At 46.2% G+C, this 23,973-nt stretch carries 21 protein-coding genes and 3 tRNA genes; 11 read left to right on the forward strand and 13 right to left on the reverse strand.

Going from position 1 to position 23,973, the window contains the following annotated elements; translation table 11 throughout:
* Positions 1–118: 118 nt before the first annotated feature.
* Genes DLM76_RS03010 through DLM76_RS03025 form a run of 4 tightly spaced genes read left to right on the forward strand, consistent with a single transcriptional unit; the run spans position 119 to position 5,733 of the window.
* Positions 119–2,440, forward strand: coding sequence for a PAS domain S-box protein (locus tag DLM76_RS03010; RefSeq protein ID WP_118964307.1), 2,322 nt, complete (start codon positions 119–121; stop codon positions 2,438–2,440).
* 31 nt (positions 2,441–2,471) lie between these two features.
* A complete protein-coding gene (locus DLM76_RS03015; protein WP_118955024.1) occupies positions 2,472–3,983 on the forward strand; it encodes a hybrid sensor histidine kinase/response regulator in 1,512 nt (503 codons plus the stop codon).
* A gap of 6 nt (positions 3,984–3,989) precedes the next feature.
* Positions 3,990–4,994, forward strand: coding sequence for an aminoglycoside phosphotransferase family protein (locus tag DLM76_RS03020; protein ID WP_118964308.1), 1,005 nt, complete (start codon positions 3,990–3,992; stop codon positions 4,992–4,994).
* Between the two features lie 10 nt (positions 4,995–5,004).
* Positions 5,005–5,733 carry a sugar phosphate nucleotidyltransferase gene (locus DLM76_RS03025; RefSeq protein ID WP_118964309.1) on the forward strand — a complete coding sequence of 243 codons (729 nt, stop codon included), beginning with the start codon at positions 5,005–5,007 and terminating at the stop codon, positions 5,731–5,733.
* Here the strand turns inward: DLM76_RS03025 and DLM76_RS03030 are convergent.
* The 3 genes from DLM76_RS03030 to DLM76_RS03040 all read right to left on the reverse strand — a co-directional run bounded on the left by DLM76_RS03030 (position 5,724) and on the right by DLM76_RS03040 (position 8,720).
* The gene (locus tag DLM76_RS03030) at positions 5,724–6,611 is read right to left on the reverse strand and encodes a hypothetical protein (protein ID WP_118964310.1); all 888 of its coding nucleotides are present in this window, start codon (positions 6,609–6,611) and stop codon (positions 5,724–5,726) included. The two genes, DLM76_RS03025 and DLM76_RS03030, sit on opposite strands and share 10 nt — an antisense overlap.
* 310 nt (positions 6,612–6,921) lie before the next feature.
* Positions 6,922–7,257: a hypothetical protein gene (locus DLM76_RS03035; RefSeq protein WP_118955020.1), complete on the reverse strand. Its 336-nt coding sequence runs from the start codon at positions 7,255–7,257 to the stop codon at positions 6,922–6,924.
* Between the two features lie 125 nt (positions 7,258–7,382).
* Complete coding sequence (locus DLM76_RS03040) at positions 7,383–8,720, reverse strand: glucose-6-phosphate isomerase (protein ID WP_118964311.1); 1,338 nt, start codon at positions 8,718–8,720, stop codon at positions 7,383–7,385.
* A 197-nt stretch (positions 8,721–8,917) separates the two neighbouring features.
* Between DLM76_RS03040 and galK the strand changes: the two genes are divergently transcribed.
* From galK to DLM76_RS03055, 3 genes are read left to right on the forward strand one after another with little or no spacing between them, the layout of a single operon-like run.
* Positions 8,918–10,069 carry a galactokinase gene (gene galK, locus DLM76_RS03045; protein WP_118955018.1) on the forward strand — a complete coding sequence of 384 codons (1,152 nt, stop codon included), beginning with the start codon at positions 8,918–8,920 and terminating at the stop codon, positions 10,067–10,069.
* A gap of 35 nt (positions 10,070–10,104) precedes the next feature.
* Positions 10,105–10,527, forward strand: coding sequence for an STAS domain-containing protein (locus DLM76_RS03050; RefSeq protein ID WP_118955017.1), 423 nt, complete (start codon positions 10,105–10,107; stop codon positions 10,525–10,527).
* A gap of 13 nt (positions 10,528–10,540) precedes the next feature.
* Positions 10,541–11,158: a uracil-DNA glycosylase family protein gene (locus tag DLM76_RS03055; protein ID WP_118955016.1), complete on the forward strand. Its 618-nt coding sequence runs from the start codon at positions 10,541–10,543 to the stop codon at positions 11,156–11,158.
* Positions 11,159–11,186: 28 nt separating this feature from the next.
* Here DLM76_RS03055 and DLM76_RS03060 read toward each other — a convergent pair whose 3' ends face one another.
* Positions 11,187–12,107: a TIGR01777 family oxidoreductase gene (locus tag DLM76_RS03060; protein WP_118964312.1), complete on the reverse strand. Its 921-nt coding sequence runs from the start codon at positions 12,105–12,107 to the stop codon at positions 11,187–11,189.
* A gap of 87 nt (positions 12,108–12,194) precedes the next feature.
* Here DLM76_RS03060 and DLM76_RS03065 point away from each other — a divergent pair, with 87 nt between their 5' ends.
* A complete protein-coding gene (locus DLM76_RS03065; RefSeq protein ID WP_118964313.1) occupies positions 12,195–12,815 on the forward strand; it encodes a hypothetical protein in 621 nt (206 codons plus the stop codon).
* 146 nt (positions 12,816–12,961) lie between these two features.
* Here the strand turns inward: DLM76_RS03065 and DLM76_RS03070 are convergent.
* The 7 genes from DLM76_RS03070 to sppA all read right to left on the reverse strand — a co-directional run bounded on the left by DLM76_RS03070 (position 12,962) and on the right by sppA (position 16,259).
* Positions 12,962–13,037: transfer RNA gene (locus DLM76_RS03070), tRNA-His, on the reverse strand.
* A 15-nt stretch (positions 13,038–13,052) separates the two neighbouring features.
* A tRNA-Arg gene (locus tag DLM76_RS03075) sits at positions 13,053–13,129 on the reverse strand.
* Positions 13,130–13,147: 18 nt separating this feature from the next.
* Positions 13,148–13,219, reverse strand: a tRNA-Pro gene (locus tag DLM76_RS03080).
* Positions 13,220–13,254: 35 nt separating this feature from the next.
* On the reverse strand, positions 13,255–13,962 hold the full coding sequence (locus DLM76_RS03085; RefSeq protein WP_118964314.1) for a tetratricopeptide repeat protein: 708 nt from the start codon (positions 13,960–13,962) through the stop codon (positions 13,255–13,257).
* Positions 13,955–14,704, reverse strand: a complete 750-nt coding sequence (gene surE, locus DLM76_RS03090; RefSeq protein WP_118964315.1) for a 5'/3'-nucleotidase SurE — start codon at positions 14,702–14,704, stop codon at positions 13,955–13,957. The genes DLM76_RS03085 and surE overlap by 8 nt, the downstream gene beginning before the upstream one ends.
* Positions 14,701–15,300: a hypothetical protein gene (locus tag DLM76_RS03095; protein ID WP_118955012.1), complete on the reverse strand. Its 600-nt coding sequence runs from the start codon at positions 15,298–15,300 to the stop codon at positions 14,701–14,703. The genes surE and DLM76_RS03095 overlap by 4 nt, the downstream gene beginning before the upstream one ends.
* A 5-nt stretch (positions 15,301–15,305) precedes the next feature.
* On the reverse strand, positions 15,306–16,259 hold the full coding sequence (sppA, locus tag DLM76_RS03100) for a signal peptide peptidase SppA (protein WP_118955189.1): 954 nt from the start codon (positions 16,257–16,259) through the stop codon (positions 15,306–15,308).
* A 174-nt stretch (positions 16,260–16,433) separates the two neighbouring features.
* Between sppA and DLM76_RS03105 the strand changes: the two genes are divergently transcribed.
* On the forward strand, positions 16,434–19,547 hold the full coding sequence (locus DLM76_RS03105) for an efflux RND transporter permease subunit (RefSeq protein ID WP_118964316.1): 3,114 nt from the start codon (positions 16,434–16,436) through the stop codon (positions 19,545–19,547).
* Positions 19,548–19,551: 4 nt separating this feature from the next.
* Positions 19,552–20,247, forward strand: a complete 696-nt coding sequence (locus DLM76_RS03110) for a TetR/AcrR family transcriptional regulator (RefSeq protein WP_118955010.1) — start codon at positions 19,552–19,554, stop codon at positions 20,245–20,247.
* Between the two features lie 127 nt (positions 20,248–20,374).
* Here the strand turns inward: DLM76_RS03110 and DLM76_RS03115 are convergent, their stop codons facing one another.
* On the reverse strand, positions 20,375–22,039 hold the full coding sequence (locus DLM76_RS03115; protein ID WP_118964317.1) for a porin: 1,665 nt from the start codon (positions 22,037–22,039) through the stop codon (positions 20,375–20,377).
* A gap of 471 nt (positions 22,040–22,510) precedes the next feature.
* Between DLM76_RS03115 and DLM76_RS03125 the strand changes: the two genes are divergently transcribed.
* Positions 22,511–23,377 carry an MBL fold metallo-hydrolase gene (locus tag DLM76_RS03125; RefSeq protein ID WP_118964319.1) on the forward strand — a complete coding sequence of 289 codons (867 nt, stop codon included), beginning with the start codon at positions 22,511–22,513 and terminating at the stop codon, positions 23,375–23,377.
* Positions 23,378–23,383: 6 nt separating this feature from the next.
* Here DLM76_RS03125 and DLM76_RS03130 read toward each other — a convergent pair whose 3' ends face one another.
* Positions 23,384–23,785: a hemerythrin domain-containing protein gene (locus DLM76_RS03130; RefSeq protein ID WP_118955006.1), complete on the reverse strand. Its 402-nt coding sequence runs from the start codon at positions 23,783–23,785 to the stop codon at positions 23,384–23,386.
* Positions 23,786–23,973 lie beyond the last annotated feature (188 nt).

Here is a 23,973-nt window from a genome sequence, read left to right on the forward strand (position 1 = left end):
TCAAAAATTCCATCCCCGTTCTCGCTGTAAATCCTTCCGTTTACCCGTTTCAGGATTTAATTCTTGCAAAGAATCGAAAGTAATCCGAAATACAATATAGGTTTTACCTGGAATCAGAATGCCCGACTCTTTACTTTCCGTGCTTCATTCCTTCTTCTATCCGGTTAAGGAAGGAATTCTCGCCTTAGACACGGAAACGGAGAAAATTCTATACGTCAATCCGACTCTCGAAAACCTTCTCGGTTATTCCAGCGAAGAACTCAGCGGGAAACCTCTCGATTTCATTCTTCCCAGTCCGAACAATCCGAGAGAAACGTTCACGATCAAACGCAACGAACCTCTCAAAGTCTATTGGCAGTTAAGGGATAAGGACGGACAAAGAAAGCTAGTCAACTTTACCATCAACACCTCCAGCTTCGGAGGAAAGGACGTCTTTCTTTTTTATTTCACGGATCGATCCGAGATCCAACAAACGGAACTCAGACTTTATTATATGCAAAGTATCTTAAGAACCCTCCGGCTCTTGAGACAAAACCTGAGATACTTGACTTCGGAAAGTTCCGTCTTTCAAAAACTCTGCGACACTTTAAAGGAGAATCCGCATTACTTTTTAGTCTGGGCGTTCTTTTTTAAAGAGGGAGAATTGCAGGTCATCGGCCAGCGGGACATGAACCCGGTTCTCAAACAGCAGATTCATTCATTCATTTCTTCTAATGCTCCCTTTCCGATGCGGAACCTGATCGAAACGAAGGACAACTTCATCATCCACGAATTCGGAAACGGAAAATACGCCGATTGGGAATCCCTGTTCGCGGATCATAAATTCCGCAGAAGTCTTTCGATCGGAATCCGGGAAAAAGGACAACTCCTCGGAGGTATCGAAATTCTTTCCTTGGAAGGAATGGCCTTCGATTCGGGGGAGAATTTTCTCTATGAAGAGATCATCTCCGACGTTCACAGCTCGCTTCAAAACGCGAAGACGGAACGAACCCGGATCGAGAACTCGAAAAAACTTCAGTTCCAAGGAGCGCTTCTCAACTCGATCGAGGTTCCCCTGATCTCGACGGACGACGAGGGTTACATCACCTACGGAAACCGAAGTCTCGAAAGAATATTAGGAGTTTATAAAGAAGATTTCATCGATCTCCCGATCGAGGAATTCTTAAACCTCACGCCTTCGGTTTTGGATCGCCTTTCCAAGGAAGAATTCAGAACCGAAATCAAGATGAAAATTTTTCCGGGCATCGAGGCGCCGATGCTCCTCGCCTCTTCCCGCATCCGGGACGAATACGGAAACTCGATCGGAACGATTCTTCTCCTGCTCGATATCACCGAACAAAAGAAAAACGAGGAATTGATCCGTTCCTCGGAAATAAAACTCAGAAACCTTTTTTCCGCGATGAACAACGGGATCGTGATTTTGACTCCCGAAGGAATCATTCTCGAAGTCGCGCCGATTCTCAAATTTCTTTTATTCCAAATTTTGAATGTAAATCCCGGAGAGGATTTCTTTTCTCTATTTGCGGAGAACGTTTCGGACGAACTCAAGGTCGGAATCAAAAGCTGTCTCGATTCTCAAAGGGCCGTCTTTTTGGATCTTCCGATCCAATTCATCGCGGGAGAGGAAAACTTCTTCTCGATCAAGATTCTCCCTTTAAAAAAATACAGGGAAGAAGGGGAAGCGGTGATGCTGATCTTCTCGGACGTCACGCAGACAAAACTCCTCGACAAACAACTCTACGAAACCGCGAGATTCGCTTCCATCGGGGAACTCGCGGCCGGGATCGCGCACGAAGTCAACAACCCTCTGCAAGCGAGTCTTTTGTATTTGGAAGATTTGATCGAAGCCGAGGAAGCCGATCCGGTCGAACGTCTCAAAATTTACAAGCGCATCGAAGCCGCAAGCATACGCATCCGAGACCTCATCAAATCCCTTTTGGATTTGGGAAGAACGGTAACACGGGAAAAGGAACTCGTTTCACCGTATTACATTCTTCTTCGAGCCTGCGAGTTGATCGAAGTTTCCTGCAGAAAAAACGGAATCGAACTCAAACGGATCGCAAGCCCCGATCTTCCGAAAATCCGCGTCGCATGGCAGGAGATCGAACAGGTTTTGATCAACTGTATGGTCAATGCGATCAACGCAATCTCCGAAATGGAGGTAAAACCGGCTTCTCCCAAAATTACGATCAACGCCAGAAAAGAATTTCATTTGAATCGGGATTCGATTCTTTTTACAATTTCAGATAACGGTCCAGGAATGACGAAAGAAGTTCGAGACAAGGCGTTTCTCCCTTTGTTTACGACTCGAAGAGGAAAACAAGGAACGGGATTGGGTCTTGCGATTTCGCAAAGGATCATTTCCGAACACAACGGAACGATCTCTTTGGACTCATCTCCCGGAAACGGGACTAGGGTTTTGATTCGCCTTCCCATATAGATCGGTTTTTCTGGTAAAATAGCGTTGCCCTATGGAATCCAAGTCAACATCAGTACTCGTGATCGACGACGAATCCGAAATCCGCACGGTTCTGGAAAGAGTCATTTCCAGAGAAGGGTATCGCGTATTCCTGGCAAAGGATTACGACTCCGCTCTTGAAATCATCAAAAGTCAAAACATCGACATCGTGATTTCCGATATCGTGATGAACGGTAAAAACGGAATCGAAGTCACGAAGGAAATCCGCAGAATCAACGAAAACATTCCCGTCATCTTAATGACCGGAAATCCGGATCTCACAACCGCCGAGGAAGCCGTCCGCAACCGCGCCTTCGATTATATCTCCAAGCCGATCCGAAGAACGAGCATCTTGGAAGTTCTCGAAAAGGCCAAAGTGGAAAAGGAAACGCGAGACCAACACGCGGAAACCCTCATCAAGTCGGCGACGGAGAATACGAAACTCGCGCAGAGAGCCAAGGATCTTTATTTACAAAATTATAATATTCTCAGCGCAACCAGCGACTGCGTCATCACCCTCGACCAGAACCTCAATTTCTCCAGCATGAATCAAGCCGCGTTAGACGCGTTCGGTTATCCCGAGGAAGAAATCATCGGAAAACATTTCAACATCCTGATTCCTCCCGGCAGAGAGAACGTATACATGGAAAAGGTGGCGCAGCTTCTCAAACGCAAGGCGAGAAAACAAATCGCGAGAATCAACCGATCCGATCTCAAAAGCAAAAACGGAGAAGTGCGGACCTACGACATCTCGATCTGTTATTACGACATCGAAGGCCAAACCTATTACACGGGAATCGCGCGGGACATCACGAGCAAACTTCTGATTTCCGAAAAACTCATCGACGCGGAAAGACGCGCGTTCCTTTCCACGCTCGCGTCGAGCATCGGACACGAAATCAACAACTCCCTGACGGCTATTCAGGGTCATATCGAAATCGCAAGGCTTCCCGATTCCACGGAAGAAACGCGTCAAAAGGCGATTCAGATCACTTGGAGTCAGCTGATCAAACTCAAAACGCTTACGAACAACCTGCTTCAGCTCGGCAAACCGGGCGAGAACTTGAGAAAGTCCTCCGAACCGATCAACCTAAACGATTCGGTGGAAAGCGTGATCGACGTTTTTCAGAAAACCTCGCGGCTCAAACACTGCGTGATTCATTTTAAACCGGAACCCAATCCGGTGCTGGTCGAATCGAATCAGGATCAGCTTTCCCTCCTGCTTTCCAACATCATGTTGAACTCCGCGGACGCGACCGGCAATCGGGGAAACATTAGCATTTCCGTATATATTAGAAATCATCATCCCATCGTCGCGATTTTGGACGACGGAGTCGGCATGAACGAAGAAGTGATTCAAAAAATCTATCAACCCTATTTTACAACCAAGGGAATCGGAAAAGGAACGGGACTCGGAATGTTCGTCGCAAAAGAAATCGCCGATCAATACGGAATCAGAATCGAAATCGAGTCGGAACCGAACTCGGGAACGGAATTCCGTTTGGTCTTTCCGGATAAGGTATAAACATCTATGAGCAACGCTGCGGCAACGGCCCTTACCGAACAAGAACTGAAATTTTTGGAATACGACGGTAAATTCCCCGAAAAGATCTCGCCGATCACATTGGAAGCTTCCGATCGGAAGTATTTCCGGGTCCAATATGCGGATCGAACGCTGATACTCTGTAAAGACGTTCGTTTTCAACACGACTTCATCGATGTCGCGGAGTTCTTATCTCACGAACACTTTCACGTTCCCGAAATTCTCAAAAAAGATCTGATTCACTTTTTGATCCTAATGACGGACGGAGGAGATAAGGATCTTACTTCGATCACGGACGACGTGGAATACAGGGAATGGCTCGTAAAGTCGATCGAGATTCTGGTAAAACTGCAAAAGACGCATCCGATTCCTCCCGTGAGTTCCCGGGAATTCGACGTGGAAAAATTCGGGTTCGAAAGCAAATTCACATATTCAAATTATCTAAAGCTTCAGAAACAATTCAATCTCAAGACGCAGCTTCGAAGCGAAGTGAAGATCTTCATCGAGGAATGTTCCGCATTTCTCGCGGAATATCCGGTCAAGGTTTTTTGTCACAGGGATTTTCACGGAAGAAATCTTCTGATCAATCCGCAAAATGAAATCTGCATGATCGATTTTCAGGACGCGAGAATGGGAACTCCGTTCTACGATCTTTCCAGCATTCTCTACGACGCATACAGGCCGATTCCCTTCGCGATGCGGCAGGGACTCTATCAGCTTTTTCTAAAGTTGAGCGAACAGAATTTCCCGAGATCCAAGGAATGTTATTACATTCAATGTCTGCAGCGTTCGTATAAGGCGTTAGGTTCTTACTTTTATCTAGTCGCGGACAAAAAGATGGATAAATACAGACCGAGTATTTTGAGCGCGCTTGATAATCTATTGGAAATCGTTCAGGCGGGATTGTTTCCCGATCAGTTGTATGTATTCTTTCATCTTTTAAAGGAAGAACTTCTGGAGAATTCCTCCTTTAAAAAAGGACTCAAGCCTTGAGAGAAACGTTTTGAAATTCTTTATCCCCGCCGCCGGTTTCGGAACGAGAATGAAGGAACTGACCAAGGATCTCCCGAAACCTCTGCTTCCGGTAAACGGAATTCCTTTGATCTACTATTCTCTCTTTCAAGCCTGGATGCAAAACGCGGAAGCCGCGGTCGTCAACACGCATTATCTCGGAGAAAAGATCCGAAAGGAACTGGAAGGCTTTCGGCCCTTTCCTTTGTTTTTTTCGGACGAAACCAAAGAGATCTTAGGAACCGCGGGCGGAATCGTAACCGGGCTTACGCGAGCCGGTTGGATGGGAGAGACGATCGGAATCGTAAATCCCGATTTTCTCTATTTTCCCGAAACCGGTTTTCAACTCCCGACCTCGCTTCAGGAAGAGGATTGCCTTTTGTATTTAATGCCTCAGCCGTCGAATGCGGGTTATACGGGACTCGGACTGAACGAGGGAAAGGTCACGTTCGGAAACGGAAATCTTTTCTACATCGGTATTTCGGTGCTGAACAGCGCGGTGTTAAGCGACATTCAACCCGAATCGTTTTTCGATCTTTCCAATACGTTCCGCGAACTTTCCGCAAAACGTAGGTTGGCCGGAAAAGTTTTCCCGGGGGAAGCGATCGATCTCGGCGAAAAAGAATATTATCTTTCTCTAAAGAATCAGGATTTTTCTCCGAACCTCGGCGACCGCTGGCCGGAATTTTTGGATCTTTGCGGTTTAAAGATTCAGAGATAGGAGGAAAGACACCAGGCGCAGATTCCGTTTCCAGCCCGAATCGGTTCCGGGATTCCCTTTACGGGAATGTCGTCCGGAATTTTGGAAAAGAAAATCCGATCGTCCACCGTTCTCCCGCAAAAACTGCAACGACTCGTTTTCCAGGGAAGCTCGGCTTCTTCGTGAATTTCTTTCGGAAAAGGAAGAATCTCCTCGTCGTTCAGTATTTTTTTGCGGATGCTCCGGTATTCCTCCCCGAAAGGAACTTCCAAACGCGAAGTATGAACTTCTTCTCCCGAACCGATACGAAGCAGTTCCGGTTTCAATCCGGTTTCCCTGAGCATCAAAATCGAAATCGCAAGTCCTATGTCCCTGCCCTCCCGATCTTCGGGATAACGATCATAGTAATCCATCAAATTCTTAAATTCCATCGCGGCAGAAAGATACTTTCTTAGGCGCTCTTCCATAAACGGAATCAGTTTAGAATTGTGTAATACTTCCGCGGCAAGACCGGTCTCGTTGTGATGAATGATCACTTTTAAAAACAATCCTTTCGCTTTGAGAGCGCTTCGCACCGCCTTGGCGTCGAACGTATTTAAGAATTTTCTAAAGTCTTCCTCACTGGCATCGAAGGCGTTTTGATCAAAAGGATCGATCCCCTTTTCGAAGGAAAAAAATTCGCGCAGGTTGGACATGGCGGCGCGCAAAAGCATTTCCTGAATCACGGAATATACGACAGGCGCCAAATCGTTCTTATTATAATTTTCGAGACAGAGTTTTACGAACTTTTCCAAGTTGGTCCGAAACGAATCGTTAAGGATATAACCGGTAAGCTCGATCCGGGTTCCGGATTCGATCGCCCGCAGGAGGCGGGTCCATCTTTTAAATTCTTGGTCCATTTTTGCTTCGGGGAAAAATTCCCCCGCAAAACTATCTCAGCTTTGAGAGAAAAGAAACCTATTTTTAGGCGGGGAAAAAAATATGCCAACCCCGGTTTCGAGAACGAGTAAATTCCCAAGAACCGGGATTGGCACAATTTGGAGATCCGTAAGTTGCAAACAGTAATAAAGACAAGGATAGAATCGATAATAAGAACAAGGCCGCGACCTCAACGGTCAAGAGGACGACGCTGCATATTACGAAAACAACGAACAGAGAATGGTACGACATATTTCCCCCGTAAGAACAAAACTAGAAAGCAAGGACTAGTTATACGAGAGAAGGAGGCGGTAAATTCAGCAGATTTAGAGTTTGGAGGTTACAGAAATGGAATTGGAACCTATCCTGGAGGGAAGTTATTTTGCCCTTGAATACGAATAGAATGTTTTTGTGGGTTAAAGAGAGGAAACTGAAAAGGAATTCGGATTCCTCTTCCAGTTGAACCGGCTCTTTATATTCGGATTCAATCCCGTCTATAATCTGTTTTTGGGTAGGCAACTTCCCAGGAAGATTGCTGGAAAAAGAGGTAGAAAACGTAAGAAACAGAAACGCCAAAGCTAGGACGCCCGTCAGCGAAACGCTGATTTTGTTTCTAAGCCCTCTCATGCCTTCATAGCGTGCTGAATTTTAAAACATGTCAAGCAGTAAAATAATTTTCACCGAAAAGATAGAATGACCGGAATGTATACGGGAAGAAACGCTACAGTGATGGAGTTATCGGAACTAATCCTTCAGTTTCCGAGAATTCTTTTGCGCAGCAATTCTCCCTCTTTCTCAAAACCGTTTTTATTCAAAAGGGCGAACATATTTTTTTTATAGCCCTCGACACCGGGCTGATCGAACGGATTGACTCCGAGAGAATAACCGGAAATCGCGCAGGAATACTCGAAGAAATACATCAGTTCTCCCAAAGACATCGGCGAAATATCGGAAAAAATCAATTCCAAACAAGGAACACCGCCGTCCGCGTGCGCGAGAAGAGTTCCAAGACGGGCCTGTTCGTTCACATGACCGAGCGTATTTCCTGCCAAGAAATTGAGAGAATCGAGATTGTCGGGCGTGGGTTTTAAAGTCAGATCGGAACGGATTTCGACCGGACTTAAAACGGTTTCAAACAGAATCCGCTTTCCATCCTGAACGTATTGACCGAGGGAATGAAGATCCGTGGTAAAGTCCATAGAAGCGGGAAAAATCCCCTTATTCTCCTTACCTTCGCTTTCTCCGAAAAGCTGTTTCCACCATTCGGAGATATAACGCAGAGAAGGATTAAAATTCGCTAATACTTCCACGTGCCTTCCGGAGGATAAGAAATAATTTCTCAGAGCGGAGTAATGCGTGGCCGGATTGCGGAGCGGGTCCGATTCCGAATGTAAAACTTCCAGAATATTCTGAAATCCTAATATAAAATTTCGAATTTGAATTCCGGCTACGGCGAGAGGAAACAGTCCGACGGGCGTTAAAACGGAATATCTTCCTCCCACGTCGTCGGGGATCGTAAAGGTTTCAAAACCTTCCGAGTCCGCAAAGGTCTTCAAAGCTCCCTTGGAGGAATCGGTGGTGGCAACGACTCTCGAAGCGGTGTCGTTTCCGTATTTTTTACGGAGAAGTTCCCAGAAAAGACGGAATGCGATCGCGGGTTCGGTGGTCGTTCCCGATTTGGAAATTACGTTTACCGAAAAATCCTTATCTTCCAGATACTCCATCAACTCGGACAAATATCTGGATTCGAGATGATGTCCCGCAAAGACGACTTCCGGATTTCCTTTGGACGGTTTTTGAAAAAAAGGAAGAGTCGCTTCCAGAACCGCGCGCGATCCCAAATACGAACCGCCGATTCCGATAACGACCACCACTTCGGAAGAGGCACGAAGTCTTTGTGCGGCTTGGATGATTCTTTCGATTTCCGATTCTTGGATTCGTTTCGGAAGATCCAGCCAACCCAAATATTCGTTTCCCTTTCCTTGAAGGGAATGAAGCGTCTTTCTTGCGGATTCCGCCTTTGCCAAAAAGGGTTCGAATTCCCCGGAAGGAACGAAGGAAGAAGCGAATCTGGTTTCCAATCGAATCATAAATTATTACGAAGTGACTTTTTTACGTTTTGATTTCGGGAACGACCGCGAAAATTCTCCCGAAAAACGAACGCTTGAACAGTTTAGAAAAATGGAATCGAGGGGCAAGAAAAAACCAAGTCTTCGCGACGGAGAAGGATTGACGGAATCCGAGCGTCCATCAATGTTTCCGGGATTTTCAAACCGTTCTTATAAAAATGAATCAAGAAGAATTAGCGAAAGTTCTCCAAACGGAATTCTCCCCTAACGGAGAAACGATCCGATTTTTTTCCGCGCCGGGAAGAATCAACATCATCGGCGAACACGTAGACTACGCCGGAGGAATCGTGTTGCCGGCGGCGATCGATTTTTCGATTCGGATCGCGATCCGTAAGAACGAAGCCCGCAAGTTCAGAATCTTCTCCGTTTCAACGGGTGAAAAAATCGAGTCCCCGTCCGCCGCTTACGATTCGAAACATTCTTGGGTGAATTACGTATATGGAGTGATCGACGAGTTCCAAAAGCTCGGTCGGGTCGCGGACTTTTTCGACTTGGTCGTTTGGGGAAATATTCCGCAAGGGGCGGGGCTTTCTTCCTCCGCTGCGTTCGAGGTCGCGGTTGCATTTGCGCTTTCGGAAATTCACGGCTGGAATTTTTCCAGAGAAGAAATCGCCCTACTCAGCCAAAGAGCGGAGAACCGGTTCGTCGGAGTGAACTGCGGAATCATGGATCAATTCGTGATCGCGACCGCAAAGGAAGGTTTCTGTATCGCGTTGAATACGGAAAGTCTCCGATATGAATTCTACGAAATGCGTCTCGACGGTTATGAATTCTATCTGATCGATTCCAAAGTGAAACATTCGCTCAAAGACAGCGCTTACAACGATCGCAGAAAGGAGGTCGAATCCGCGTTTCAGAAAATCAAAAAACACAGACCCGAGCTTACGACCTTATATCAAGCGGAACCGGAGGATGCGGAGAATTCTTCCTTCGGTCTGAACGAAGCCGAAATCCAACGGGCAAGACATGTTACCTCGGAACGATATCGAACCCGCAACATGATCGAAAACTTGAAGTCTGGTAATGCGAAAGAAGTAGGAAAAATCCTATTCGAATGTCACGATTCCCTCTCGAAAGACTATGAAGTTTCGTGTGAAGAGACGGATTTTATAGTCGAAGAACTCAAGGCCGAAGGAGTCCTCGGCGCGAGAATGATCGGAGGCGGTTTCGGAGGTTGCGTTTTGATACTGGACAAAGAGGGAAGAAAAGATATACTGTTCGAAAAAATAAAAGCCCGTTACTTTAAGAAATTTGAAAGCAACCCCGAGTTGTATACGTTCCGAATTTCGGACGGAGTCAAAGAATTCTAAAAATCCGAATTTAAATAGAACTGGAGATAAACAAAATGGGAGCAGACGATTCTCTTAGCCTCGACGGCGACGAAGTGGATTTTTCAATCAACGAACTCAAGGTGGTTCTTCAAAAGGAGGATCTTCCCGGAAATTTTCCGAAAGACGCGGTCGTGCTGAAAATCAGCGGGGAAATCAATCTCTATTCCGCTCACGCTTTAAAGGAGAAGATCTTCGATCTGATCGACAAAGGTTTTATTTATATCTTCGTGAACATGGAAAACATCCGTTATATCGATTCTTCCGGTCTTGCGGTTTTTATGAGCACGCACGCAAAGCTGGTCAAAAACGGAAAGGGAGGAATCGCGATGTTCTCCCCTTCTTCCCAGGTGAATAAAATCCTGGAACTCACGAAATTAAAATCGCTGATACGCGTAACCGGAACTTTGACGGACGCGATCAACATCATCGTAAATTGATTTTTCCCTCTGAATGAAAAACAGAAAATTAGAATATTCAAATCACATAAATCATCTTTTAAGCTGCAGAAAATGTCCCAAAATGGAAGGAAACCCGGTTCACGGCTGCGTTCCTTCCGCGAGAATCATCAGTTTAGGTCAGGCGCCCGGAGTTCACGAGGAACGGTTCGGCAAACCCTTCGCTTATACGGCCGGAAAAACTCTCTTCGGTTGGTTCAAGAAAATCGGAATCGAAGAGGAAACCTTCCGAACCAAAGTAAACATGTCCGCGGTTTGTCGTTGTTTTCCCGGAAAGGCGAAAAGCGGAGATCGTAAACCGGACTCGGACGAAGTTTCAAACTGTTCGGAGTTTCTGGAATTCGAAGTACGGTATCACAAACCGGAACTGATAATTCCGATCGGAAAGCTGGCGATCGATCAATTGTTCGAGATGGGAAAATACAAACTGGAAGACGTGGTCGGTCAGCGGTTTACGAGGGAATTCCACGGAGTTAATGTGGATTGGATTCCTTTGCCGCATCCTTCCGGACTCAACGTCTGGAATCATACGGAGATCGGCAAGAAGCTGATCGAACAAGCCCTGAACAAACTCAAAAAACATCCCGTCATCCGGGAAGAATTCTCCCTTTAAAACTATATTCGAAAAGAATAAACAACGATCACGAATGCGCGTGTAGCAGCTCGCGCAAAGCGTCTTCAAGATTCGGATATCGGAACGTAAAACCGGATTTGGAAAGTCGTTGCGGAACGACCGTTTGTCCCTGAAGAATCACGTCCGCTCCTTCTTCGAACAGAAACTTCAATACGCTCGCGGGAACCCGGAAAAACGCGGGTCGTCTTAAAACGCTCGCAAGCGTTTTGGTGAACGTCTCGTTGTTAACGGGATGAGGAGAAACCAAATTGAAAGCCCCGCTAAGTTCCTTGTTTTCGATCAAATGAAGAATCGCGCTTACCATGTCTTCGATATGAATCCAACTGAGAATTTGTTTTCCCGAACCGATCGGACCGCCCATCCCGAGCCGAAACGGAGAAAGCATGCTTTTCAATGCACCGCCGAACGGACTCAAGACGACCCCGGTTCTAATCTTTACGAGACGAATTCCCGCGTTCGTTACGGGCTGTGCGGCGGCTTCCCAATCAGCGCATAACGTTGCAAGAGAATCGCCGCCTAAAGGTGATTCTTCCGAAAAGGTGTTTGCATCGTCTTCATACGAACCGTAATAGCCTACGGCCGAACCCTGAATCAAAACCTCCGGCGGAGTTCCCGCGACCGTTTGCAAAGAAGCCACCAAGTTCTTCGTATAATCGACTCGGGAAGAACGGATTTCCTGTTTCACTTTTTCGGTCCAGCGAACACCCGCAATGGGAAAGCCCGCAAGATTTACGATCGCGTCCAATCCCTGCAGATCCTTGGACTTAGGAAAACTTCCCGCGACGATTTCCAGATTTCTTTGTCCGCGAAGCAAAGAGGGAATGTCGGAAGAACGGCTGAAAATTCTCACGAAGTTTCCGGTTTGAAGCAAACGATGCGCCAGTGTTCTTCCGATCAAACCGGTTCCACCGGTAATTCCTACTTTCATAGTTGATTCCTTTCTTCTATTGTTCGGTTTTTGAAAACGCAAGAATCCTGATTGCCCAAACGGAGGAGTTCCCGCAATTTTGATCCTGTGATTCCTAAAAACGTTCTCTTCAAAAGTTTAACCTTAATTTTCCCAATCGCAATCCTATCCGGAAATCTTTATTTATGGAATACCACAAAGAATCGAATCGAGACGTACACCGAACGTCCTCCGTTTTTGGCGTTCGATTTTACAAACTCGTATCTTTCGGATCGGAACTCGAGAATTTCTCATTTGTTGGACCGCAATGAAGCGACCACCTGGACAAAGCTCCGGAGTTCCGACCTGAAACAGGACTTTCTCGTGGAACTCAGACAAACGCATCATCTCCAAAATGGAAAGCCCGAAATTTCCAACTGGAAAACTCTTCACATTGTCGGTTGTCGGGAAACCGTCGGAGATCTAAAGTTGGAAATTATCTTGCGAGAATCCATCGACATGGATAAAGAATTGCGATTGCCGAAGGATCAAATCCTCGGCGAACAAGTTCTCCGTTTTTCCGAATCCAAACATTTCCAAATCCCGCTCGGGCAATACTATCGACCCGGAAAAAGCGAGGAGTTCCCACAAAACATGTTTCTTTGGACGGTCGGCGGAACTTGGGTTCCTTCCAAGCCGGACTCAAACCGGAAATTCTGTCTCGAAGATATTTGGCTGAGCGAAGAGTAAGCGACTCGAAGATTCGATTTCACGAAGACTGAAAGATTGAAAATCGAAACGAGAACAAAAGAAAACGAAGAGGAACAAAAACCGGAAAGAATCAAACGAACTTCTGCGGAAATTGAATCGGAAGAATTAGAAGTTTCTGCAAAAATTGGGGAGAACGACGGGAATCGAACCCGCGACGGCCAGTACCACAAACTGGAGCTCTACCAACTGAGCTACGTTCTCCGTCTCTGCTCATCCTGGTGACCCGAGAGGGATTCGAACCCCCGACCCACTGCTTAGAAGGCAGTTGCTCTATCCAACTGAGCTACCGAGTCTTGGGAGGATTTGGAAAATCGGGATGATAGGATTTGAACCTACGACCCTCTGCTCCCAAGGCAGATGCGCTACCCCTGCGCTACATCCCGTTTCCGACTCCATGTTTTTAAAAACAGCCGCACTGTCAAGTAGAGTCTTCTACTTTTTCTATATGTCGTAAGATCTCGGGATGTGTAGGAGCTTTCACGAGAGCTTTTTTAAAAGCCAAAATCGCTTCTTCTTTTTTGCCGCTCTTGGAAAGAAGAACGCCGAACGAATCCAGATACGCGGGATTATCCGGTTCGTTTTTCAGAACGGATTTCAGACAATCCGCGGCCAATTTCCATTCTTCCGGACTCGGTTCCCGATGATTTAACAAAAGATACCCGAGAGAATTCAAACTGTTCTTATAATCCGGTCGCAAGCGGAGAATTCTTTTGTGAATCTCGATCGCGTCTTCGATACGGCCCGACTTTTCCAGAGCGAAAGCCTTCATCGAAAGAATCCGCAAGTCGTCCACTTGCACCTTGAGACGTTCCTCGCATTTTTCCAGGGCCTTGTCGTATTCCTTGTTTTGAATCAAAGAATACACGATCATCAAAATCGAATTTTCCCGCTCCCCGAAACGCGGAAATTTTTCCAAAAGCTGTTCGAGAATCGAAACGCATTTTTTGTAGTTATCGGTTCTCGCGCAACATATAGCAAAATTATAATATAGTTCCGGATCTTCGTTGCCGGAGGAGATTTCGCGGTCGATCAGAGTGAGCGCGAAAAGAAAATTCTCCTTATTGATTTCCTGAAGAATCCGTTTCTTGGCGGAGGCGGATTTTTTATTCTTGTCCTTATCAGACATTCTTACCCAAGGAAGCGGAAAGTTCGTTTAACAAAGTCGCATCGGTTTGATCGAGAGACAAAGGAGTTAGGGAGATTTTTCCCGAAAAGAACGCGGTAAAATCCGCTCCCTCGTCCGTGGAATGTCCGAGTTCGGAACCGCCGAGATAAAAGTCCGCGATTCCTCCGATGATATTCTTTTTGGAATACGTGTCCTCGTAGGTTCGCTTGCCGAGTCTCGTAATTCTAAGATTCTCCATAGAAGGTTCGAAATCGGCGGGGATGTTCATGTTGTACACCGTTCCTACTTTCAAGAATGAAACGTATTCGCGGATGAAATGTTTGATAAATTCAGCTTCTCGAATATAATCGTATTCTTTATTTACGTTTCCCGAACTCACCGCCAAGGAAAGACGATTGTGGATGGCACCGTGTCTCGCCGCACCCACCGTTCCCGAATAATGAACGTCGTGCCCCATGTTCACTCCGCGGTTGATTCCGGATAAAACGAGATCGATCTTCGGAAAGATGTCACCGTGCAGACCGATGTTCACGCAATCGGCCGGATAACCGTCCACGATATAATGATTGTCGTTGATCCGTTCCACGCGCATCGAATCGTAAATCGACAAAGCCATGGAAGTCGCGGATCGTTCCCGCAAGGGCGCGATCAAATACGTATTGTGTTCTTTTTGAAGGACCGCTTCCAGAGCCTTGATGCCCGAAGAAGCGATTCCGTCGTCGTTGGTAATCAGAATATTCATAAAATCAAATGAAGAATGGAACCGGAGATATAGAAGTAAAACACGAACGGAAACGCGCCCGAAATCGCGGCCGCAGTGATCGCAAAACGAACCGCATCGGAGGTTTTCAAATCGTAGATATATTGAATTCCTCTGGAGAGAATCGCGACGTAATATCCGATCAAAAAGAGAAGAATCAGAAAATAGCCGATTCCTCCGGTTAAACCGGTTTCCCGCAAAAGAATGGCAAGCGGCGTAAAGAAAACGAAGATCGCCATTCCGAAACGGCAAAGATTATACGAATAATGAACGTTGCCCGTTCTTTGTTTTTTCTGCGCGTGAAAATCGATCACCGCTCCCAACATCATAGGAAGAATGGAAATCATGGAAAGGTTAGCTGCAAAGGCAAGAAAGATCAAACCCATAGAACCGCTCGTATACGGAGGCGAAAGATACGTCGCTCCGACGGAAATGCTGAGCGCGCTCGGAATCAAAACGATCCAAGAAAACAGATTCAGATTCTTATCGGTTAGGTTTGCAAGCGCCGCTTCCAAACGGATCGGCTCGTATAAGGAAGCTTCCAAAACTTCGAGAATGGAATTCAATAGATCTTTCAAGGAACTTACCTGATCGCCTGAGGAAGAATCACAAGCACGGGAGAATTCTTAAATTCTTTGAAGAAGATCTTTTCGCCCGAAAAGGAATTCATCTTGGAGCCGAGCATCATGAAGAGTCTGTCGAACGGAGATTCTTCCTCTTCGTAAAGAGGGATTTCTCCGTCGTATTGACAAAGCCTGGATAATTCGTCGAGGGCTTCTTTTCTTCCTCCGATTTCATCCACGAGTTTATTGCGAAACGCGTCTTGTCCGGAATAGATGCGCCCTTCCGCGAGATTCTGAACGGACTTAACGGTTTGGTTTCTTCCTTTCGCGACGTCTTGAACGAATTCGTTGTACGTGTCGGAAAGCATCTTCTGGATCATCTCGTCTTCTTCGGAAGTGGAATCCCGGAACAAGGACAAGGAATCCTTATACTTTCCTTCCTTGTAAACTTTCATCTTCACTCCGTAACGATCCAGAAGTCCTTTGATGTTCGGAGCCATCGCGATCACACCGATCGAACCGGTGATCGTTCCGGATAACGCGAAGATTTTATCCGCGGAAGCCGCGATATAATATCCGCCCGAAGCCGCCATGTCCTTCATCGAAACGACGATCTTTCTGGTTTTGCGAAGACGCATTAATTCGTTGTAAACTTCCTGAGAAGCTCCGACCGTTCCGCCGGGTGAATTGATTTCGATTAAGATTCCTTTAATATTCGGATTTCCTTCTATATCCCGCAGCTTCTGAAGAATACTTTCGGAGCCGGTCGACTCGAACGTTGAATGTCCGGAATGAATTTCCCCTTCGATTTTGATCAACGCCGCTCCGATCGGGGCCGTGCTAAAAAAAGTTCCACCCGTGGTTTTGGAGTATTTCGAGGTAGTTGTCGCTAAGGAAATGTTCACAAGTCCGATGAGAACGGACAAAATGGTTAATACGAATGTAATTGCTAATGCAAGGCGGTTTCTTTCCACTCTTGAGATCAGATTCTTCCCTTTAAGCGGTGTCAAATGAAATAAGGGGAGAATTTAGGACGGAGTTCCGTCCAGTTTCCCCGAAAATCGGGGATTTTGCAGGAGTTCCCACACTTTCTCAATTGACAGCAAATCAAACCTTTTAGAAAACTGACCAGCCAGTCAGAAATATATATGAGATCCTTAATCGAATCCTTTATCAGAAACCGCCTTTTCATGTACTTGGGGATGACTTTCATCTTCTTGTCCGGAGTCGTATCCCTTATGGGATTGCGACGAGACGCTTTTCCAAACGTGGACATGAAACAAATGGTCATTTCCACGAAATTCCCGGGGGCTTCTCCCGCGGATGTGGAACTTAGAGTCACGTATCCGATCGAAGAACGACTCAAAGAAATCGACGGAATCGACGAGATCCGTTCGTTTTCCCGCAATTCGGTCTCGGACATCGACGTTCGCGTTAGTTTGGAGGAAAAAGACCCCGAAAAAGTTCTGAACGAAATCCGAAGAGCCGTGGACAACGCGATGTCGGAATTCCCCGCTCAAGTCACCGAAAAACCGAAAATGACCGAACGGAAGTCGGGCTCCTTTCCGATTCTCGAGTTCTCGATCTTCGGAGGCAAGGATGAAATCGAACTCCATACCACCGCGGAATTCATCGAACGCGAACTGGAAAAAATCCAAGGCGTCGCACGAGTGGACGTTTTCGGGAAACGCGACAGAGAATGGCAAATATTAGTCAATGCTAATAAACTAAAACAGTATTCCCTCGATCTTACGGATATAACCAATACGATCCGCAATCGAAACATCAATCTTCCCGCGGGCTCGGTGGATTCCGAAACCGCGTTCGACTTGAGAATCGACGGCGAATTCAAGGATCCTTCGGAGATCGGAAAGATTCCCGCTAGGACAAACGAAATTTTTTCCACCGTAAAACTCCGGGATCTCGCACGAGTCGAGGACACGTTCGAATATCCAAGATTTCTCGCGATCGCAAACGGAAAACAAGGTTTGATTCTTTCCGTGATCAAAAAAGAAAGAGCGGATGCGATCGAAGTTGCGGATAACGTTCACAAACGACTGGGAGAACTTTCCACAACCTATCCAGCCGGCATGAAAACGTTCGTGTTAAACGACGAGGCGAAACGGACCAAGAACCGCTTAAACGTAGTTTCGTCTAACGCGCTTATCGGATTCACGATCGTATTCGGAATTCTATTCCTCTTTTTGGATTTCAGAACGGCGACTCTGACTTCCCTTTCCCTCCCGTTCTCGATGTTGATGACCTTTGCCGTCCTTCCGTTTTTCGACGTTTCGTTCAACATGATTTCGATGATGGGTTTGATCATCTCGCTGGGGATGCTCGTCGACAACTCGATCGTCATCTCGGAAAACATATACACGTATCTCGCGGAAAAGAACGATTCGTTTACCGCTTCTTTGCGGGGAACCGTGGAGATGATCGTTCCGATTTTCGGTTCGTATCTCACGACCGTCACCGCGTTTTTACCGATGCTGTTCATGTCCGGGATCATGGGAAAATTCGTTTGGGAAATTCCTCTGGTCGTGATCGTCGCGCTTACCGCGAGTTTGATCGAATCCTTTCTCTTTCTTCCTGCAAGAATCGCGGCGTTCGCAAAAACTCCCGATCAGATGAAGATCAAAAGCGGATTCCGTCAAAAGATGGATTCGATCTTTCATTCGATCGAGGACAGATTTTCGAGATTCGTTTCGTTTAACATCAGACACAAGAAGTCTTCGTTTGCGGTGATTCTTCTTCTCGTATTCGGCTCCTGCGGAGCGATGTCTCAGATGGACTTTATTCTTTTCCCGAAAGAAGACATCGAGATCATCATGATCAAAGCGGAATTTCCCCCCACTTCGAGAATCTTTCAAACAAGAGAGAAAATGAAGTTTATGGAAAGCATCGTTCAGCGAATTCCTAAAGAAGAATTGGTCAGCTATTCCACGAAAATCGGAGTTCAACAAACAGATCCCGACGATCCGTTGTCTCGTTTCGGCGAGAATCTCGCGGTGATTCTGATTTATCTTACTCCGGAAGTGAAACGGGATCGAAAGGCTTCGGAAATTCTACGCAGCATCGAACCGGATCTGAGAAAAACTCCGGGAGTGAACGAAATCTTTTTGGAAGAATTCGGTAACGCTCCTCCGATCGGAGCACCGATCACGATCTCCATTCAAGGAAGAGATTACGAAACTCTAAAGAAGATTTCGAACGAACTACAGTCCTTCTTAAAATCGATTCCAGGCGTGTTTTCGGTCCGAGACGATTATCGTTACGGAAGAAAACAGATGTACATCCAACTCGACGAGGGTTTGGAAAGTTTTACGGGAGTTTCCACGTTATCCGCGGCGAACAGCCTTCGCGCCGCTTACGACGGAGAAAGAGCGGGAACCGTCCGCAAAGGAAGAACGAAAATCTATCTGAGAGTTCTTTACGACAAGGACTTCCGCAAAAATCCGAACGAGATCAAATCGATCCCTCTCCGCAACAAGGCGGGGAACATTACGAATCTTGCGAAGATTTCCAAGATGGATCTGATCGAATCCCCCGAACTTCTCGCGCACAAGGATTTTGAAAGAGCGATCACCGTCAACGGCGACGTTAAGTTAGACGAAATCACGGCGCACGACGCGAACCAAAGAGTGATCGATGAATTCAAACCGCTGATCGAAAGACAATACCCGGGTATTTCGATCAGCTTCGGCGGAGAAGAAAAAGACACGCAGAGATCGATGGCCTCTCTCGCAAAAGCGGGACTGATCGCGATCTTCGGCATTTTCGGAATTCTCGCGTTAACGATCCGAAGCTTCTGGAAACCCATGTTGATCCTAAGCACCATTCCGTTGGGAATCATCGGGATCGTAATCGGCTTTCCTCTTTCGGGCAAATCCATCAGCTTTTTGGCGATGATCGGAATCATCGGTCTTGCGGGAGTTCTCGTAAACGCTTCGATCGTTCTTGTGGATTGTATCGATTCGATTCAAAAGGATTCGAAAGCGACGATGGACGAAATTCTAATCGAAGCGAGCCAGCGAAGATTCAGGCCGATCCTCTTGACGACTCTTACAACGGTCGCGGGTCTTTTACCGACCGCATACAGTCTCGGAGGTTCCGATCCGGTTCTGATTCCGATGACCTTAGCCTTAGGTTGGGGATTGGGTTTCGGTACGCTCGGAAGTTTACTGTACGTTCCGGTCACCTTATCCGTGTTCAACGACCTTTCTATGAAATTCAGCGGTAAAAAATCCAAGAAGAAATAAGGCGTTGACTTCCGATACAAAAGAAGAACTCAAAAACGAATCCGGGAAAAAGGAAAACTTTCCCGGATTCGGAGCGTATTATCCCACTTCCGCAAAAAAAGAATCGAAAAAGTCCGTCGAAACCAGGGACAAACTTTTGGAAGCGACCTTGATGATTTTCGGAAGTAAGGGATTTCACGAAGCGAGGGTCGAAGATATCACCGCTCAAGCGGGATTCGCCAAAGGGACATTTTACGAACACTTCAAAAGCAAGGACGATCTGATTTACATTCTGATCGACTACGCTGCTCGAAAAGATCTGGAAATCACGCAATCCTTGTTTCAGAAATGCACGAGTTCTGTCGCAATCCGGGAAGAATACCTCAAACCGATTCTGTTAGAGATCCATTCCAAAAAGGAACTCAACCGCGTTTGTTATCAATTCCTCACGAACGAAATTCTCACCAACGAAAAACTACAGAAGAAGATCAATTACTACAATCGATTGTATCAGCGATATCATCTGAGCAACATCAAGCGCGCCCAAAAGCTCGGTTATATTCGAAAGGATTTTGAAAAAGAGGAGATCTTTCTGATCTTCCGATACCTGATCGAAGGGTTTACCATCAATCAGGCATATTCATTTTTTTGCACATTAGGGGGGGACGTGGAGATCGGCTCCCTTTTGAAACTCTACGACCGATCCCTTCTCGTAACTTGAAACGCTTTCAATGAAAGCGTTTCGCTGAATTTGCCGAGTTCGATTTGTTCGCCGGGTTTCTTAAACGGAAACGAACCGGAACGGACATCGCGTCGATCGGATGATCCGTCCCTTTGTCCGGCTCGGATCAATAATCCTGTCTGTAAATCGCACCGCCGGAAATATTTTCGGGAGAAGTAGTTCCCGTCCAAAAGTTCGCTTGGAACTGAAGATAGACGTTTCTCGCGTCCCGATTGTCCGGAGTGTTCCAAAAATAATTCTTCGCTACGTTCGTATGAATTACCTGATAAAAGAGTTGAACCTTGAAGAGATGATAATCTCCCATCAAGTTGATTCCGGCCCAGTAGATGTAATACGCCTCGCCGGGTTCGAACATCTGATTCTGATTCCAATCCCCTTTCATAAACTCCGCTTTGAGAACGGGCATGATGTATTTGGAATCGTAAAGATGGAAGTTGTAACCGATCATACCGTGATATCCCATCACTTGATTTGCGGCCGAGCCGGAAAATTTGCTCCAAGCTCCGTTCAAGTAAAAACCCTTCCATGTAAACGTCATATCGTAAGTATGACCGACAATTCCGAAATTCGGGCGTCCCGGAGTCGTGATATTTCGGGCGGCTAGATAATCCGAACGAAGCCCCGTCGGATCCGTACCTCCGGTAGGCGTAGTCTGCTGAATCGCAAGAGCCGTCGTAGGGTTAATATCTTTAAACTGATATTCAATAGGAACGGGCTGGGCCGTTTTGAGCTGAGTCGTTTGAGCGACGGCCGCTCCGAAAGACAACTTCGCATCGTTCTGAAAGATCTCGTCTCCTTCCACCCAACCGATATCGTTGTCCTTCTTCACCAAACCGCCGAAAGCGTTGTATTGAATTCTTCCGTAATAAATCGGAGCGAGTAATTGAGGAAGGTTCTGACGAGTCGCAGTGTTGTCTTGTCTTCTACCGTAGCCGTAGTCCCCACCACCGCCGTGACCGTTTCCGATAAAGCCGTGCAGAGATAAATATCTCGTGTATTTTTTATCGACGAGGCTGAGAGGGTGAACCGCGATCATCGCGCCCGTGTCGAACTGAGGAAGCATATTGGTTACGATCGATCGTTCCAAGGAAACGAAGTTCGCGGAACTTTGGATGTATTCCCGGTTGAACGGAACGTTAATTTGACCGATCGTAAATCGGGAATGCATAAACGGAATGTTCAACCAAACAACCGCTTCGTGAATCAAACCTCTCGCGTCGTTCAAAGTTACGTCTTGAACGTCTCCCGTCGTTTTATCCTTCGTAACTCTTAAGAACTGACTGTTAATCGCGTTCTCCAAACGAAGCTGGGTAGCAAAACCCCACCACTTTGCACCTTGATAAAAGAATCCGAGGCGGAGTCTTCGAAAGTTCGCATCCGCCGTATGAAAGTCCTCGTTCCCGGAAAAGGGAGATTGGCGATCCCCGCTCACCGCGCGGAACTGGGTTCTTGCCGCGATCACGAGTTTCTCTTCGTTGATGTTTTCCGGTCTGTGTTTGTAATGGTTGGGAAGCTGCATATCCTTGCGTTCCGGATAAGCCCCGTCTTTGCTCAAGGAATCGATCTTAGTTCGGTTTGGACCCGGCTTTGTGTAAATCAGACCGGTATCGTTATCTTCGTAAAATTCCTTCTTCGGTTTTTCGGACGGTTTATCTCCCGCGGGCTTATCCTGGGCGAATAAGCCGACCTCGGTTAACAAAACCAAGCCGATTATTTGAAAACTGATTTGTAACTTTCTAACCCTTATATTACGTTTCTTTATCTTTTCCATTTCAAGATGCCGGATTACGATCCGTCCCCTTCTCTGTTTGAACCTTTTTGTAATTTCATTGAAATCTATATTTCATTCACGTTACAATCAGATGAGAGAATTGTTTCATTTTGATTACAAAACCCGAACCCGATAAAACGTTTCTTCTGGGATTCCGAAGGCGAATGCACAGATGTTTTCTTTTAGGAATGGTCCGGTGAACGAATCTTCGGACTTTGTGTGGACGTTTTTCCAACTCGAAAAGCGTTGCGAGAGAATCAACCGGCCGAATTTTTACATGTAAAGCGTCCGGTAAGACCGGAAAATATACCAAATAGGACGGAAAAAGAAAGTCTTTACAACCGGGGGAATGAAGGATGTTGGAAATTTATTTCGCGGCTACGATACGAATTTCAAACGACACGGATCGGAACAGAGCAAAGCTTCCCGGGACGAATGCGGTGTTTCTCGAAACTAAGGTCTAACTAACACATGGCAACTCTGCAAAAAAAGCGCCTTGAAAACTCCCCGGGGAACTTCTACGTGGATTCGACCTGCATCGACTGCGAAACCTGCAGGATTCTCGCGCCTTCCACGTTCTCCGAAAAAAACGGGGCTTCGTATGTTCGGCAACAACCCGAAACGGACCTCGAAAAGAATGCGGCCCTACGGGCCTTGATCGCCTGTCCTACGACATCGATCGGAACCGAAGACAGAACCGACCTAAAAGAAGCGAAAGAAAGCTTCCCATCGCTGATAGAAAAGAACGTATATCATTGCGGTTATCATTCCAAGGATTCTTATGGGGCGTTTTCGTATCTGATCGTTCGAGAGGACGGAAACATACTCGTGGATTCCCCGCGATTCGTTCCTTCGCTCGCCGATAAGATCGAAAGTCTCGGCGGTATCCGTTATCACTTTCTGACCCATCGCGACGACGTCGCCGATCATCAAAAATTTCACGAACGGTTCGGATGCGAACGGATCATTCACGAAGACGAGAGAAGCGCCGTTCCGAACGCTGAAATTTTTCTTTCTGGAAATTCGGTTTATACGTTGGCGGAGGACGTAAAGATCATTCCGACACCGGGGCATACGAAAGGGCACGCGGTTCTTCTTTTAGAGGATCGATTTTTATTTACCGGAGATCATCTTGCATACGATCCGAATCGTGATCGATTGATCGCGTTTCGAAGCGTTTGTTGGTATTCCTGGCCGGAACAAACGAAATCGATGAAACGGTTGTTGGAACCTTCTTTCGAATGGGTTTTGCCCGGTCACGGTTATCCCGTAAACAAGGGATACGATACGATGCGGAGAATGTTGCAGGATTGTGTTTCTTGGATGGAGAAACGTTAGGCTTTTTTAAAAGAGAATGTAGATCTCGTTTTCTTCCTTTCGAATTCTCTCTCTCAAAGCGAGGATGAGTTTTTCAGTATCTTCCCGAAACTGAGCTTCGTTTTCTAAAATGGAAGAAGGCAATAACCATTTGGAATGATATGTTTTAAAAGAACTCTTTAATTCCATCGTACGCTTTTTATATTCCTCAGCGATGGACAAGGAATTCTCAACGCCGCTCTCTTTGATTTTCGGATAGATTAGATTTTCTTCCACATTGATATGAAGTTTCAATCGAGCACAGAAGCTAGCAAGTTCGTGAAGCAATCCGTCGATACTTTCGGAAATTTCGCCGTATAATCTTTTTTCAAGATCGATGAGAAGTTTTTGAATTTCAGCGTATTGAACTTTATAGAATTCTATGTTCAAAATCGTTTCCCTTCACTTAGAAAATTTATTCTACAACTTGTTCAATATAAACACTGAAAGCAAGAATCCTAAATCCAAAAAGACGAAACCTCGTTTCAGGCCAAGTGTTTATTCCTTGAATTCATCGTTTGAGCGTAAGAAAAGATTGTTTGCTTCTATCACAATTTTTACAGATTCGAAACAATCTC

Source organism: Leptospira yasudae, from assembly GCF_003545925.1.
GTDB classification, from domain to species: Bacteria; Spirochaetota; Leptospiria; order Leptospirales; family Leptospiraceae; genus Leptospira; species Leptospira yasudae.

What these genes read in the sequence shown, in the direction of transcription:
- DLM76_RS03010 (WP_118964307.1), top strand. Translation starts at nt 119, where the DNA reads ATGCCCGACTCTTTACTTTCCGTGCTTCATTCCTTCTTCTATCCGGTT.
- DLM76_RS03015 (WP_118955024.1), top strand. Translation starts at nt 2,472, where the DNA reads ATGGAATCCAAGTCAACATCAGTACTCGTGATCGACGACGAATCCGAA.
- DLM76_RS03020 (WP_118964308.1), top strand. Translation starts at nt 3,990, where the DNA reads ATGAGCAACGCTGCGGCAACGGCCCTTACCGAACAAGAACTGAAATTT.
- DLM76_RS03030 (WP_118964310.1), bottom strand. Translation starts at nt 6,611, where the DNA reads ATGGACCAAGAATTTAAAAGATGGACCCGCCTCCTGCGGGCGATCGAA.
- DLM76_RS03035 (WP_118955020.1), bottom strand. Translation starts at nt 7,257, where the DNA reads ATGAGAGGGCTTAGAAACAAAATCAGCGTTTCGCTGACGGGCGTCCTA.
- DLM76_RS03040 (WP_118964311.1), bottom strand. Translation starts at nt 8,720, where the DNA reads ATGATTCGATTGGAAACCAGATTCGCTTCTTCCTTCGTTCCTTCCGGG.
- galK (WP_118955018.1), top strand. Translation starts at nt 8,918, where the DNA reads ATGAATCAAGAAGAATTAGCGAAAGTTCTCCAAACGGAATTCTCCCCT.
- DLM76_RS03050 (WP_118955017.1), top strand. Translation starts at nt 10,105, where the DNA reads ATGGGAGCAGACGATTCTCTTAGCCTCGACGGCGACGAAGTGGATTTT.
- DLM76_RS03055 (WP_118955016.1), top strand. Translation starts at nt 10,541, where the DNA reads ATGAAAAACAGAAAATTAGAATATTCAAATCACATAAATCATCTTTTA.
- DLM76_RS03060 (WP_118964312.1), bottom strand. Translation starts at nt 12,107, where the DNA reads ATGAAAGTAGGAATTACCGGTGGAACCGGTTTGATCGGAAGAACACTG.
- DLM76_RS03085 (WP_118964314.1), bottom strand. Translation starts at nt 13,962, where the DNA reads ATGTCTGATAAGGACAAGAATAAAAAATCCGCCTCCGCCAAGAAACGG.
- surE (WP_118964315.1), bottom strand. Translation starts at nt 14,704, where the DNA reads ATGAATATTCTGATTACCAACGACGACGGAATCGCTTCTTCGGGCATC.
- DLM76_RS03105 (WP_118964316.1), top strand. Translation starts at nt 16,434, where the DNA reads ATGAGATCCTTAATCGAATCCTTTATCAGAAACCGCCTTTTCATGTAC.
- DLM76_RS03115 (WP_118964317.1), bottom strand. Translation starts at nt 22,039, where the DNA reads ATGGAAAAGATAAAGAAACGTAATATAAGGGTTAGAAAGTTACAAATC.
- DLM76_RS03125 (WP_118964319.1), top strand. Translation starts at nt 22,511, where the DNA reads ATGGCAACTCTGCAAAAAAAGCGCCTTGAAAACTCCCCGGGGAACTTC.